Consider the following 15,157-nt stretch of genomic DNA (forward strand, 5'->3'; position numbering starts at 1 on the left):
ATATCATGTCCGCTTAAACACTTGTCATTGCGTACTCCTTCGGGTTCCCCGAAGGGTACGAAGTGAAGCAATCGCAGAGGTCTTACGATTGCTACCCTGCGGGAAGCCACTTCGTGCCTACGTTCCACTTCGTTGCACTCACAGCGGACATATCATAAGTAATTTGCCGGACATGATATTACATAGACAAAACCATAACTTTGAAATGCTGTAGTGAGCGCTGTCGAATTTTTCGGTAATTGACCGCGATCGGAGTAATAGAAAAGGCATAAGTCTTATTATAAGATTGTACTTCAACTGTTGTCGTTCCTGTTGTAGTTGACTATACTCAACAAGCAAATGCGGCTTTTGAAAGGTTTGACAATGCAGGAATATAGTAAAATCAACCAAACTTTGGCGATCGCCAATAAATCTAACTGAAAAATTTATAAACGCTCGAGCGCTGTTAGTCTTGCTATATCGCTAGATACTTTGTTCTAGTTACGCCACTTTTGTAAAAAGGAGAAGCCAATTGTGCTTGTTGGTTATCAGTTCAATTCATATGCAGAGGAAAGAAACATTATCGGCATAGTGCCTGACGTTAAATACAAAAAAGTTCACGATACTTTCAGCTTAAAAGAGGAGATTGCGAATAAATTAAGTCGCCTTGCCAATGAAGAAGTTTTGTCCAGCTTTAACACTAAAAATCCTAGATTTGATTATTACTATCAATTTGATGATTTCGATCTAAATCAAGTTAGTCTACTTCATTTTTTCAACACTATCAGTTATGGCTCTACTCCCTGGATTACGACATTTGAAACGTACCTCCCAAGATTTGCTTGCCTGATTTCATATCCGCACACTAGCAAGCTAGAATCAGATTTTTCTGCTCTGAAAGCTGAAGTTAAAATACATAAGGCTTTTAAAGCACTATCTGGCAATGCTTGCCACCGCATTATTGCTATGTCTGATTGCAATGCTAATAGGCAAACAATGCTTCTAAAAAAATTTCCAGAATATCAAGAAAGCATACAAAGCAAACTGATAGTTATGCATCCGCCGCAAAGATTGCTTAACTATAAATATGAAGACAAACAGCTTAGTCTAGATGAAAAGATAAGATTTTTATTTGTAGGTTCTAGTTTCTTCCGCAAAGGAGGACAAGAAATTATTGAGACATTCAAATATTTGAAAGATGAATATAAATACAATTTTGAATTAACAATTGTTAGTTCTTTTGTGATTGATTATTATGCTATTAAAAATAAAAAAACACCCGCTGATGTTGAAAGGACAAAGCATCTAATTCAGCAAAACTCTGACTGGATTAACTATTTTCCACGTCTGCCTAATCAGGAGGTTCTTGAGTTAATGAAAAAGTCTCATATTGGTTTATTACCAACCTATGCTGATACTTATGGCTATTCTGTTTTAGAATTTCAAGCAGCAGGATGCCCTGTGATTACAACTAATATTAGGGCTTTACCAGAAATAAACGATAATAATGTAGGATGGATAATAGAAATTCCTAAAGATAGTTTAGGAGAAGCAATTTACACGACAAAAGAAGGTGGATTCGTCATTAGTAAATTGATCCGTAAGGGAATTGAGCAAGCAGTACATGAGATATTTGCCGATCGCAAAGTAATTCTAGATAAATCAAACAGATCGATCTCTAGAATTATCGAGCATCATTCCATTGAAGACTATGCTTCTAGACTAAAAAACATTTACCTTGAAGCAATCCGAGCAGACAAAACCTGATTTAATTTCCCAGCATTGTCAAGTTAATCAGGAGGACGGTAGATAGTAAAATCTGGATACTGCCTCTGCTCTGTTCGTTGCCCATAATGTACCCTTGTCATCGCTTTGCTAATGAAATCATCAGCTTGCAGTTTGGTTGTATTTTGCCTTCTTTTTAGATTACTGTTCAATTAAGTTGACAATGCCCTGCCGAGCTATTAACTGAGCAAACAATCCTTCAGTAGTTGCTAATTCTTGAAAAGTTCCTTGTTGCACAACTCGGCCTGCTTTAAGTACATAAATGCGGTGAGCATTGCGGATGGTACTAAGCCGATGAGCAATAATGATTCTAGTGACTTGCAATTTATCCAAGCTTTGACTAACTATCGCTTGGGTTGTGTTATCGAGCGCACTAGTTGCTTCATCAAACAGTAAAATTTTCGGTTTGAGTGCTAAAGCTCGTGCAATCAATAGTCGTTGCCGTTGCCCACCGGAAAGATTACTACCGCCTTCACTGACGACTGTGTGCATTCCCATCGGCATGGCAGCAATATCATCTGCTAAACCTGCCATTCGAGCTGCTTCCCAAGCTTGATCCATCGTCAGGGTTGCACCACTAGTAATATTATTAAAAATAGAAGCTGACATTAGCCGACTATTCTGCAATACAACACCTAATTGACGGCGTACAGCATGAATATCTACAGAGGCTAAATCTTGTCCGTCGTAATAAACCTTGCCTGATTTAGGGGATTCAAACCCTAAAAGTAGTCTTAATAAAGTTGATTTTCCACTACCAGAAGAACCAACAATCGCAACGAATTCCCCAGCTTGAGCCTGAATACTAACGTTATCTAATACTAAAGGATAATCATTACTGTAGCGAAAACTGACACGCTTTAGGACTAATCTACCTGAAAGTTTTCCAGGATCTGCTTGGTTGAAGGTAATTTCTGGTTCTGCAAGAAGAATTGGTTTAGCTCGTTGCCACAAAGGCAAGATTTGCAAAACTTCTACGGCTGTATTGCTGAGGCTAGTTACTCCATGAATAAAAGTACTAAAAGCAACATTAAATGCTAAGAAAGTACCAGTGGATAAGCTAGGTTGTCTCGATAAATGGGACTGTTCAATTAAAATAGCAGCAAACCAAAATAAAGCCGCAGTCGTTAAGGTAGGTAATACTTGATTAATTACAGCAAGATTATCTTCAATACCTTGCTTACTAAGCATTCGTTTTAGTTGTTGGGTATACTGTTGACCCCAGTAAGCAAAAGCACGAGTTTCAGCTTTAGCGACTCTGAGTTTAGCTACTCCATTAATCAACTGTACAACTACCCCAAAGATTTTACCTTCATAGTTTAATCCCGAACGAGCTATACGGAGGATCGCAATACCGAAGATGATAGTCACAGCAGTATTTATCAGTGCTACTGCACAAGCTAATAGAGCTAAGGAAATATTGTAGTATAACAATAATCCGAGATTGAGCAACGAAAACAAGCTAGAAAGGGTTGATTTTAAGATTGTATTACCCAATCTTTGGTGAATTTGACTAACAGCAGTGACTCTAGAATTTAAATCACCAAATGAAAAAGAGCGGAAAAAAGAAAGCTTGAGATTAAGTAATCGATCCCAAACTGCTGCTTGAATAGAGGAGGTGGCAAAAGTTTCTAGCCTAATCGTAGTCAGCCCTTGAATTAATTGAAACAACGTTGTGCCTACATTAGCAGCCACTAATCCAAAAGCAACTTGACCCAGTAGAGCGCGATTTGCATCAGGGATAGCTTTGTCAATTAAAATAGCTGTAGCAAAAGGCGTGAGCATTCCAAGTAAAGTAGCTGCAATTCCCGCCCCTGAAATTACAATCAACTCTCTATAATGTCGTTGGAAAGCAAACTGAAGTAAATCAATAGCTCTGGGATGTTTCTGGCTGAACGGTCGATAAAATATGTAAGCATTTGGAATTAGTGTTGCTGCCGTGCGAGCATCTACAGGGACGGAGGTTTGTTCGCTAGGCGAATAGAGTTGATAACGGGTATCAGACGTTGGTAACAATGCCACTGGCAACTTGGTCTTTTCGGTATATGCCAATATCGGACCGAGATCCTGTCGCCACCAGTTGTCCGGCAACTTAATTTGCCGCACTCGAATACACGAAGCGCGAGCTAGAGCCTCTACAGAGTCTTTGATTTCCTGGGAATCTGCGGAAATTACTGGGGGGCGAATTTCAATTCCTAAAGCTTTGCCTACAGCACCAGCCGCGACTAATAAAGCTTGCTGGCTGTCACCTAAATAAAGATTTTTATTCAAAGCTGAGCGATTACTTACTTTATCTGACCTTGGTTGCAGCACAGATGCCAATTCTGCTAATGTTTGTGTCATTAACTCGCGTTCAAGGCGTTCCTTTGACTCTAATCTGAGTAATTCTATATCTATCTTTTGTATAGGATTTTTGATAGCATCTATTTTAGTTAAAGAAGTGGGAGAAATAGAGGAATCATCAGCAACATTAGTTTCTGCTATTGGGACAATATTAGATTCAAGCTTAAAGTTTTGTTCGCTACGAATCAATTGCAAGTATGTCCCTTCAATTTGCTGTAATTGCTCATGAGTTCCTTGTTGAACTATCTTTCCGCGTTCGATAACAATAATTTCATCGCAATCTTGTATAGTCGAAAGTCGATGTGCCACAATGATGCAAGTGCAACCACGCGCTTTTAGATTCTGACTGACTTGGTTTTCAATCTTGGCATCTAAGGCACTGGTAGCTTCATCTAAAATCAGGATGCTGGGATGATTAACCAAGGCACGCGCAATTTCTAAGCGTTGTCGCTGACCACCGCTAAGATTAGCAGCACCCTCTAACAGTTCTGCATTGTATCCTCTTGGTAGAGAAGCGATCGCATCATGAATCTGAGCATCTTGACAAGCCTGAACTAAATATTCATTGGGTATAGTACTGTCCCAAAGTGTTAAGTTATCTTTGACACTGCCAGCAAAGAAAAAGATTTCTTGGTCTACAGCAGAGATAGAATTGACCAATACCTGGCGGTCAATTTGTTCTCTGAGTTCGCCATCGAAGTAAATTTCTCCTTGCCAGAGTTCGTAAAGTCCACACAAAAGTTTAGCAATAGTAGACTTCCCACAACCACTAGCACCTACTAGAGCAACTCTTTGTCCTTTTTTGACACAGAGATTAAAATTCTCTATTATCGGTGGAGCTATTTTGCTATAGCCAAAGGTAACATTGCGTAATTCAACATCCCCTTGTAATTTCAGCTTGCGGACAGAAGTCTGGGGCAGAGGAGAGGACTTCCCCTGTGCTCCCTTGCCTCCTTTCGGTTCTAACTGTGGGTCAATGGGGTTCTGTAAAACATCATCAAGGCGATTAAGATTGCCTTCCATGTCTTGCAGGTCACTTCCCAGACTCACTAAATTATTTATAGGTTCAAGAAACTTATGCATTATGCTTTGGAAAGCAACTAACATGCCGATGCTCATTGCTCCATCCATGACTCGCAAACCGCCGATCGCTAACATGAGCAGAGATGCACTAGCTGATAGAAATGTTGGTAAAATTCCTAGTGTTTGGTTTGTTAGATCCAATTGTTGACGTATATTGATCGCTTTGGTGTAATGACCTGCCCATTTCGAGAAAAAATCTGATTCTAATCCAGATGCTTTGAGCGTTTCTATACTTTGAAGACCAGAAATCGTTATGCCCTCGACTTTCCCATACTCTTGCATCATTTTAGTATTAGTATCTGTGCGATGCCTTCTTACCCATTGCAAAGTAACTAAGTTTGCCGCGACAAAGGCGATCGCAATTGAAGTTAGTAATACGTCGTATTGCAGCATGACTATTACATATAGAAATATAGAAGCTGCGGCGATCGCACTAGTAGCTAACTTCCCGGAAAGCAAGTTTGCTATACTATCGTTAAGTTGTATGCGACTACTGATTTCTCCTGCAAATCGCTGATCGTAAAAACTGATGCTTAGGCGTAAAATATGCCATAGGAATTTACTTTTCATGCTCGCAGACAGCTTGACTTTTAACTGACGCAGAAATTGCAACTGTAACAGTGTTAAAAATCCATTGAGCGCGGCTGTGAAAATCATCCCTAAAATTAGCGGACGCAACCACTCACTTTTACTCCCAATTAACACATTATCTATAAAAACTTGAGAAAATGCAGGTATGGCTAATCCCGGAATTACTTGCAAAAAACCTGCTAGTACACAGTAAATCATCGCACCAACAGATTCTTGCAGACGTGACCATAAACTCAAAATCGTGCTGGGTTTGCGTCCCCCTGTTTGGAAACCTGAACCAGGTTCTAAAACAAGCACAACACCTGTGTAGGAGCCACTAAATTCTTGACAAGAGACACTACGCCGTCCAGTAGCCGGATCGTTTAGATAAACTCGTTCCTTGCTTAAACCTTCTACGACTAAGAAGTGGTTAAAGTTCCAAAATACAATGCAAGGAAGTTTAAGATGCCACAGTGCAGTTAAGTCTTTTTTGTAGCCCTTAGTGCTGAGTCCATAGGTTTTGGCTGCCTTGACAAGGTTAAAAGCATTAACACCATCCCGTGATACTCCACAAGCTTGCCTAAGTTCCGTTAGCGGGACAATGCGACCATAGTACGCCAAAATAATTCCCAAGGCAGCCGCACCACATTCTACTACCTCCATTTGGAGTATAGTCGGAGTATGACACCGCTTGCTTTTACGCCCTATTATCCTTTGGAGATTTTGCCACCACATCATATTTAGTTAATGCCAGTCCAGGATTTTAAAAGCGGTAGGACAAAAGTAATTGGGGCGCGTTCTTCTACGGTGACTTGTACAGTAGTAGTAGTTCCAGGAGTTACTTTCAACTCCGGCCCTTGAGAAGAAGACCATTTGTAGTGGCTGAAGGTGTTAGCGTCTGATTGTAGTCGGGCAGTAACTTGAATTTGTGGCCCCTCTGACATAAACCCTTGGACGATTTCGGAATTGCCTACAATGCTTAATGCACTCTCTTTAGTCACTGGGTAAGCTGAGACATCGCTAACATAACCAATAATACCTCCAAAACGTTCTCGTTGCACTGTGCTAGGCGTGATTTGTATCTTCATTACTGGTTGAATTTTCTTACCATCACCAACGGGAAAAAATGCTATGCTTACGGGTTGATCTGATGCTTGTTGGGCAGCGATCGCTCCAATTGCTGTACCTTGTAGTACAACCTGCCCTGGTGTTGCAGATATTTCTAAAATCCTTCCAGTGTAACTGCTTTTAATCTGGCTGTTCTCTACTAATTGCACTGTCAATTGAGAAATATTTCGTTGGACTTCCTGAATTTCTTGTTTGCGGTTAGTGTCAGCTTCTAAGTCCTGTTGTTCTGATGTCACCTGTTTGCTATCTAGTTGCTTTAACTGCGCTTGCAAATCTTTAATTGAGTTCAAGTTTTCTAGATATTGTCTTTCGGCATCTGCTTCTTTAACATCCAGTTGCTTGAGTTGCGAGCGCGCTTCATTAATTTGTTTGACTGCGTTTAAGTAGTCTTGCTGCGCCTGAAGCACTGTATCACCAGAAATTGCTCCCTGTTGCAATAGTTGCTGGCGTTTATCTAATCTTTGTTTGAAAGTCGGTAGCAGTTGCTCCGTAGCTTGCAAGCTTTGTATTTGACTAATCCGATCTTGTCGAATTGAGTCTAGTCCTTTCTCCTTTAAAATTGATGTTAGCTTCTTTGTTGAGAGCAAGTTTTGCTGCAAGCTTTGGCGTTGCTGTTCAATTGCCTGCTTGTCTACATCTTGCCGCCGTTGTTGTAAGGAATTAACATCACGTCCCTGTTGTTGCAGTTGCGTCAGTTTGTCTCGTACTAGTTGTAGCTGTTTAAGCAATTCGCTTTGGTCTAACGTTGCCAGTACATCTCCTCTGTGAACAAAGTCGCCAACTTTGACATTTACTGTTCGCAACCTACCTGCGATTGGCGATTGGAAGGACGCAACCTTGCTGGGGTAAACTATTATTCCAGTACCCGTGACTGTAATTGGGATTCGTCCTAAAATACTCCAAAAAAGCCCTGCTGTCACTAACAAGCCAACAGTAAATAAAGGTAGCCACTTTTGAGGACTGACTACCTGCATGATTTGGTCTAATTCTTCTGGAGAAGAAGCGCGTTCTAAAGCTTCTTTGCGGAACAAATTATTTTTAGGATTATTCACCAAATACTATTCAGTATATAAATTACTCTTTTGCCGTTATTAATACCAATCCATTATAGTTAAATAAATAATTAGCTTCAGGTGAATGCTGACTTTAAAAGAGCTTAAGTTATCTATCGTTTATCAACTTACAGCTTATCAACAGCATAATCAAGGCTTAGTACAAAAGATCCTACTAAACCCACTTTTCCTACTTAACTAAATAAATACTATTGTAGCTAAATATACAATTATTGATTTGTTGCTACCTCTCCCAATCCACCAACACCCCATCCACAATCGCAATCCCCCACTGCGGACACTTCGCCAGCAACTTTTTAATCACAATTTGCAAAGCCGGATCATCATTCCAACACGAGAGCAAAAAGTCAAACCCCGGATTCTGCCCCGAATTCGCCGCAACTTTCAGTTTCTGCATACGCTCAGGTCGCACATTTGACCTCGCTACAATCGCCTCATGCGACCATTTTTCAGCACTGGGGACAGGCGCGGCGGAACTTTCACCGTCATCAACTGCTTTGACTTCTACACCCGAAACTGAATTTTCAACTAACAACGAAGTGGAATTACCTTGTTCTACCTGCCCCTGTGTTTGATTAGCGATCGCTTCCTTGGAAGAAAATTCATTTTGTGCAACAGGCGCGGCGGAATCAGTGCCTTCATGACAGTCTTTCGGCTCAACACCACAATCTTGATTTTCAGCCAATAACGAAGTGGAAAGGCTATGTTGGGTTTGTTCTTCCAAGTCAGTTAAATTCTGTGCGACGGGCGCGGCGGCACAAGCACCTCCATGACAGTCCTTCGGCTCAACACCACAATTCTGGTTTTCAGCTAACGAAGAAGCAGATTCACCCTGTACAGCATCCACAAGCGCTAGCGTCGTGCAGTCCATTGCCACAGGCAAGTCTTTCTCTTTCTCTGACACGCCTTGAACAGACTGAGGCGAAGCGCCCCCCAAGGGCGCACTCGCCGTCTCCTCCTCACGCGAATTTCCTGTAAGCGTGTCAGAGATACAGCTAACGAACTCTTTTGAAGAGTTCGTTAGCTGTTCCTGAGCAGTTCGTGAGGTTTCCTGAAAGCCTTGCTCTAACTGACTTTGACCTAAGATAGATGCTTTATACGAAGCACGTATTTCTTCACAGCCAGCATCTATCTCTGAATCCCCAGCATTTGGTTCTCGTTTTAGAGAATCTGGTTGTTGATTTTCAACATTAGCTTTCTCCCAAAACTCCTTCATCCGACTACCATGCAAATTCTTCACCATCCAGCTAGCTGTTTCTCGGCCATCTTGAATAGACTTGTCGGGTTTGAAGATGAACAACCCGCTTTCGGAGAGAATTTTCTTCGCAGAGATAAAAGTACTGTAGCCCAAAGCACTTGTTAGCGGCATCCACCGAGAACCATAGGGGTCAGCCGTCCAGCACTCCTGCCACAATTGCGTAACTGAAGGCTTTTGTTGCGAAGCCCATAACATATCTTCTATGGGAATAATCACATGAAGCCTTTTATACGGTGACTGTGGTTTAGTGGCAGCCTTTTTGGGCTTGGGTCTTGTAATAGTTGCGGTCATTCTACAATCTCAATTTTATGTTGACGCACGGAAATTTCCCCCACTGTGATGCGGGGCTATTAAACCAGTTATCAGTTATCAGTTATCAGTTATCAGTTATCAGTTATCAGTTATCAGTCAAGAGCGGCGTATCGGCGTAGGTTTTAGACCAGTTATCAGTTATCGGTGATAACTGGTAACTGTTCACTGTTCACTGATAAAAGCCTATTGAGGTTGCCAGAATCGCAACTCATTCCGAAAATACCTAATTTTTCTACCTTCATTTTTCCAATGATCCCAAGCAACAAGCACCTCCTCTTCACCCAATTCCTCCACGACTTCACCCCTAGCGTTATATAAGGTGTAGTAGGGATCAGCGTAGGCAACGATAGAGCCGACTTGAATCACGGGAGGATGAGACGCAATTTCCAGGGCAGCGATTAATTCTGTTTCCTCCGTGGTAAGTTCCGCCCAGTAGTCTGCTTTTATTACCTCGTACTCTTGGGCTACTGCCAAATAGTCCTGCCAAGTACACCCAGGTTTAGCTAGCACTGCCCTAATGTCACTAACCGCTTGGGGTAGCATTTCCAATTGCTCGGCTCGATATGCGATAGCCTGTGGTGTAGGTTCACTCCCCAGAATTATCGCCGCAGCTTCTAATGCCTGGGTATTGTTCATGGCACTGGCTATCTGCTTCAACGCCATGCCCATCAAACGCAGACATTCTTGGGCGTTCTCTTTGGGTGGTTCCTGAGCTAGCGATCGCAAATCAATGGTTTTCTCCAAGGCTTGCTTCACCTGCTTGTTCAACGCTTTAGTCGCTTGCTGGGTCATGGTATTCCCCCACTGTTGGGAAGGGCGCTGTTCTACGGCGTGTTCTAAATCTTGAATACGCTGCTTGAGTTGTTGATTCTCAGCCTCCAATTTCCTTAACCCTTCCATTTCATCCAATCGCTGCTGTAACTGAACGTTTTGCTCCCTTTGTTGCTTGTACAAGTTTTGCAGAGATTGGATTTGTTCTTGTACTTGGGCTTCGGCATTAGCAGTGGCTTCTGAAAGCAAGCCAATCCTCAATTCTTGCTCTAGGCGCTTTAGTTCCTGCTGGTATTGCTCTTTGATTTGGGCGATCGCTTCCGTATATTCTGGTGGATAGTTCCGCTCTCTGGAAAATGGAACACTAGCCGCATCTAAATCAGCATTGTTGATCAACAACCTTTCACCATCGCTGAAGGTGACAATCTGTTGCCAGTGATTCGGTGCGTCTGCTTCAATCACTCCCGAATCCCCATACCTTGGATGTGACTGTTGTGAAACAGTGACAGAATTACACAATTGCGTTTTAGGATTTTCGCTTTTTGTGGAGCGTTTAACTGTTGGTGCAACCTCTTGCACCGCTTTGGCGAAGTCTGCGGCGCTGGGGAAGGGTTTTTCTTTGGCTGCGATCGCAACAGCTTGCTCTAACTTATCGGGAGTTTTGACCAGTCTGAGCAAGGGGCGAGTCTGAGAAGGTTTGGTGATCTTGTCCCTCAAATCTTCTGGCAAGGTATCAACCACTCGCTTGGCCGCAAATAAATCCTTGACCCGTCGATATCCCCCGTGTTTGGTCAACTCGCTTTCGCAATAGGCTTCAAAGCTAGTGTATGCGCCATCTTGGTAATATTTGTTATCTTGCATCAACCGCAGTTCATCCGATGCCTGCCACTCAAATCGGTCTATAGCGGCAAAGGTTTCCTGAATGCTGCTGTTGAGAAGACCATAATTGAGCGCTAATGTTGTTTCGGAAAGGTTTAATGTTAGCATATTCCTCTCCTATTCCAATAAATAGAAGAGGTGCCAAAAACTACCTTTAGTAAATGAAAAATTTTTTGTACCCCTGGTTTTACACCGCCAGAGCTAGTATTATTCTTTTTATTACAACCACAGGGTAACAGAGATAGACAGCTGTTAATAATACAACTAAACTCTGTACATAGGACAGGGAAATTTGGTACTGTTAAATAAATCATAGCCTTAAACGTTGGTTATGTTCTGCCCCCACTGGTAGCCTGCAAAACTTCCCTGTGGGGTTTTTAATTTATGACTGCTGCGGACGCTTGAGAGTCTGATCTTCCAATCCTTTATCTGTGCTTACTCCTATGGGTGTCTGCACACTTTCCAATGAATCCATATATTTTGCAATGCCTCTATATCTTCTGAATGCAGTTGCATATAAACCGATAGTTTTTGGTGTGTCATATTGTCAAAATAAAGTTAAATCATATATTTATAGTATAGGCAGTGCATAGAATAGTCAATGCACTGCCTAAAATTGTATATACAGCCTATTTATGCAAAATCCCCTGACTCATCGTCAGGGGATATAGAATTAGTTTTTAAAGATTTACGAACACGCTCACGCCAAAGCCTGAAAAACTGAAGCTCGTTTCTCAGGCTGCTAATTCCCCCAATACTTGCTCAACCCTTACTAATCTTTTTTCTAGCTCCTCTATTTTCTGAGATTCATTTTTTTGGGGAGAAGCTAAATACTGCTTCATATATTCAATTAGTAATTCTGTAGCTGAAGTATTATCTTCTTTAGCTTTCCTTATGAAAGCTTCTTTTAACTCATCATCTATTCGGATGTTTAGCTGACCCATACGCTTCCTGCATTTATCTGTCTATACATAAGACTAGCCTCATTTACTTGTCTATGCAATGCCTATGCTAGTTTTTTCATGACTTATAAGGCTTTTCCAGTTTTGCATATACAAAATCTAGAAAATATATTGACATTTGCATAGCAATTGTATATACTGAAGCTATGCGAACGAAAGGCGATCGCGAGGTCTGGACAACTTGAGCGATCACCCTTTGTGAAAAACCTAACCCCATGTAGAGGCAGGAGATCCTCATTATGACGCATTCAACCTATACACAGCAAGCACCCTCAAGCTTCAAGCTAAATCAAACACTAGTTGCTGATGCCTCTCACAGAGATGAGCAAGCCACAGCCCAAGCTGAACTATACACCCACCTGAAATCCCAAGCCGAAGCTGTAGCCCCAACCCAAGATCCCCTGACATCTCGTGACCGTCGCATCATTGGCGAAATTATCCAGGTCGAACCCGAATCAGTTCGCACCATCTGGATCGAAGGCGGGATTACAGTATGGGTGCAGTTAGTCGGTGGCGGACGGCTACCCTTTGACCGCAACTGGTTCGCTACAAGAGTGGCAGAAGTCAAAGCGACTCTACCAGAAACAGCACTGGAACGCAACGAACGATTGAGCGATGAATTGGAAAAAGCTTGTACTGTTTTTGGTCTGTATCACGGCGAAGTTGATTGGTTATCTTTCAGCACCAAACTCTTCCAAGACGGGCGTTTTGTTGGCTTTGTCGGGTGCAATCAACAAGGCTGGTACGCAAGACCAAGACAGTATGGAGTCAATCGCGTGGCTCCGAGTGCAGAACAAGTGATTGCATCGTTGGGAGTCCGAGCAGCAGTAGCGGCTTAGTTGCTGAAGTTAGAAAGGGCGATTGCTCCCCCAAGAGAAATGCGATCGCCTCTACAACGAAATTTATGACAATTTAAATCATCATGGCACACAGAATATGATTACCACATTTTCTCTTCAACAGACTCAGTTGGAAGAGTCTCTTGACAAGATACTGTTGCCTCCAACAGACCCCAATGCAGAGGTCATGGAAATCCCTGGATACAAACTCGTGTATGTCAATGGAGCTTGCCCCAGAAATTATCGAGTCTACAAAGCTGATTCAATGATTGGGGTGGTTTTTCAACACATTACCCACTGGTCTAACGGAGTAGATTCTCTTCGATACGCCGAGCCGGTTGGTGCAGCAGTTAGGTTGGATGAATTTATGAATGTGGCAGGCAGATTAACAGTGACTACGGAACAACCACCCACAGAAGAGGAATTACTCGATAAAGAATTTGATGCGCTGACGAGTGACGAATGGGAGCGGTTAAAGAGATACGTTCCACAAGCGAAAGATTTAGTTGCAGCGTAAAAAAATGGGTGGGCAGTAAGACCCACCTTTACGACCAGAGCAAAACTAAATTATCAGTTTATCTAAATAGAACAACACAACTCATCGGATAAACCAATGGAACCGATAGAAATACTGAAGCAGTTCAATTCGTGCTACGTAAATATTCAGGCAATAGCCCAAGATGAAAATTGGCTTTTGTTGATTGCTGAAAAGAAGATTGACCCAGAAGCAGCGACTCACTTAGCTGATGTCATGCATTACTTGGGTGAGGCAATGGGGTGCGTAGAAGAAGTCGTTGAAATCAAGTTTAATCAGGAATCAAAATCATGAAACTCTACGCAACCAGTATTCCTCAAGCAAAGCCCAAGTTGGGCGACTGTTATATCAAATAATGTAGGTTTAATTGAGTTAGAAATCAATGATAAAGACCCTGGCTTTCATTCAATGATTGAGGAATTATCTACTGAAATTGAGCCGGGAATTGTTGGTGTAAAAGCTAGCGATTTATGTCAAATACTCAGTATTGAAATGGTTGATACTAACGAAGAAAATTGACAACCAATATTTACAAAACCTGACATCTTATGAAATTCACAACTGTATCTGTTAGCTACTCTAGAAAATTTAATTTAGGCGACTATGAATCGCTGGAACTGAGTTGTTCTTTATGGGCGCAAGTGGAAGATGGGGAAGACGCTGATGGAATAACCCAATTTCTCTATCACCAAGCCAAAGCTTCAGTAAAACAAGCGGCAATGCCTGTGCTGAAAGCCTCGGAGTTCCAAATTAATAAGGCTAAATCTAGCAAAAAAGTGTCTGGTGATGTAAACGAAAGTGATTGGTAATAATTTGGAGCCAATTAATGCAAGAACTAATCAAAGCTTTAATCAAAGCAAAGGCAGAGTTTAATCCCATTCAAAAAGACGGGACTAATCCTCACTACAAGCGCAAATATGCAACCTTAGATGCTGTACTAGCTGCTGTCACTTCCGCATTGGGTAAATACGGATTAGTCATCATTCAAACTACTGAACTGTGTGAAAGTAAAACCGTACTGCGGACTCATCTTTATCATGAATCAGGTGAGAGCATTACCAGTACTTATCCTTTACCTGAAATTAGTGATTCTCAGAAGTTTGGCGCAGCATTAACTTATGCACGACGATATGCGGTTTGTGCAATTTTATCGGTGACTGCTGATGAAGATAATGATGCTGAAGGCGCAACTACTCCTCAAAAGCCTGAACAACCACAGAATAACATTAGACCCCGCAAAGATAATCAACATTCTTTAGTTCAGCCGACAAAACAAGCTGTAACTCCACCATCAATCAACCCAAAAGATTTGCGAATTAAAGAAGTTCGCACACTTTTAAATTACCCACTCGATTTAGTTAAAGTTTGGCTGCATTCTCGAAATGTAACTAGTCCGAGTGAGCTTGATTCTCAAGAGATTAATGAATTAGTGAAGACCATGTGTTTGGCTTGGGCAGGAAATAAGTTTGTCCATCCGAATCATGCTGCTAACTCTTATCAAAAGCATGTCGTTGACGCTATAGGGCGAGGAGTAGATGAAACAACAGCAATCAGCGACTGGATGGACGGAGCGCTTGCACAATTGCCGGAACTGAATTGAAAAGAGAAATCATACTTCCAACTAGGGGGTAAATAAAAAG

The 15,157-nt window shown here is 41.8% G+C and carries 11 protein-coding genes; 6 read left to right on the forward strand and 5 right to left on the reverse strand.

Annotated elements, in window-relative coordinates; all coding sequences use genetic code 11:
* Positions 1-513: 513 nt before the first annotated feature.
* Positions 514-1,746, forward strand: coding sequence for a glycosyltransferase family 4 protein (locus HWQ58_RS16100; RefSeq protein ID WP_292864317.1), 1,233 nt, complete (start codon positions 514-516; stop codon positions 1,744-1,746).
* 159 nt (positions 1,747-1,905) lie between these two features.
* On the opposite strand, the gene HWQ58_RS16105 is transcribed toward HWQ58_RS16100, so the two are convergent.
* From HWQ58_RS16105 to HWQ58_RS16125, 5 genes are all read right to left on the reverse strand, one after another.
* Positions 1,906-6,495, reverse strand: a complete 4,590-nt coding sequence (locus HWQ58_RS16105) for an NHLP family bacteriocin export ABC transporter peptidase/permease/ATPase subunit (RefSeq protein ID WP_292864398.1) — start codon at positions 6,493-6,495, stop codon at positions 1,906-1,908.
* A 5-nt stretch (positions 6,496-6,500) separates the two neighbouring features.
* Entirely contained in the window at positions 6,501-7,940 is a 1,440-nt protein-coding gene (locus tag HWQ58_RS16110; protein ID WP_292864320.1) for an NHLP bacteriocin system secretion protein, read from the reverse strand.
* Between the two features lie 244 nt (positions 7,941-8,184).
* Entirely contained in the window at positions 8,185-9,510 is a 1,326-nt protein-coding gene (locus HWQ58_RS16115; RefSeq protein ID WP_292864323.1) for a hypothetical protein, read from the reverse strand.
* A 204-nt stretch (positions 9,511-9,714) separates the two neighbouring features.
* Positions 9,715-11,289 (reverse strand): hypothetical protein, encoded by a 1,575-nt coding sequence (locus HWQ58_RS16120; protein WP_292864326.1) that lies wholly within the window; start codon positions 11,287-11,289, stop codon positions 9,715-9,717.
* A gap of 626 nt (positions 11,290-11,915) precedes the next feature.
* Entirely contained in the window at positions 11,916-12,125 is a 210-nt protein-coding gene (locus HWQ58_RS16125) for a hypothetical protein (protein ID WP_094346102.1), read from the reverse strand.
* A gap of 257 nt (positions 12,126-12,382) precedes the next feature.
* On the opposite strand from HWQ58_RS16125, the gene HWQ58_RS16130 reads away from it, so the two are divergent.
* The 5 genes from HWQ58_RS16130 (at position 12,383) to HWQ58_RS16150 (ending at position 15,117) form a co-directional block, all read left to right on the forward strand.
* Positions 12,383-12,982: a hypothetical protein gene (locus tag HWQ58_RS16130; protein ID WP_292864329.1), complete on the forward strand. Its 600-nt coding sequence runs from the start codon at positions 12,383-12,385 to the stop codon at positions 12,980-12,982.
* Between the two features lie 22 nt (positions 12,983-13,004).
* Positions 13,005-13,499 carry a hypothetical protein gene (locus tag HWQ58_RS16135; protein ID WP_292864332.1) on the forward strand — a complete coding sequence of 165 codons (495 nt, stop codon included), beginning with the start codon at positions 13,005-13,007 and terminating at the stop codon, positions 13,497-13,499.
* A 96-nt stretch (positions 13,500-13,595) separates the two neighbouring features.
* On the forward strand, positions 13,596-13,811 hold the full coding sequence (locus HWQ58_RS16140) for a hypothetical protein (RefSeq protein WP_292864335.1): 216 nt from the start codon (positions 13,596-13,598) through the stop codon (positions 13,809-13,811).
* Positions 13,812-14,065: 254 nt separating this feature from the next.
* On the forward strand, positions 14,066-14,326 hold the full coding sequence (locus HWQ58_RS16145; protein WP_292864338.1) for a hypothetical protein: 261 nt from the start codon (positions 14,066-14,068) through the stop codon (positions 14,324-14,326).
* A 17-nt stretch (positions 14,327-14,343) separates the two neighbouring features.
* Positions 14,344-15,117, forward strand: a complete 774-nt coding sequence (locus HWQ58_RS16150; RefSeq protein WP_292864341.1) for an ERF family protein — start codon at positions 14,344-14,346, stop codon at positions 15,115-15,117.
* Positions 15,118-15,157: the final 40 nt, after the last annotated feature.

Source organism: Nostoc sp. LPT, from assembly GCF_017115165.1.
GTDB lineage: Bacteria > Cyanobacteriota > Cyanobacteriia > Cyanobacteriales > Nostocaceae > Nostoc.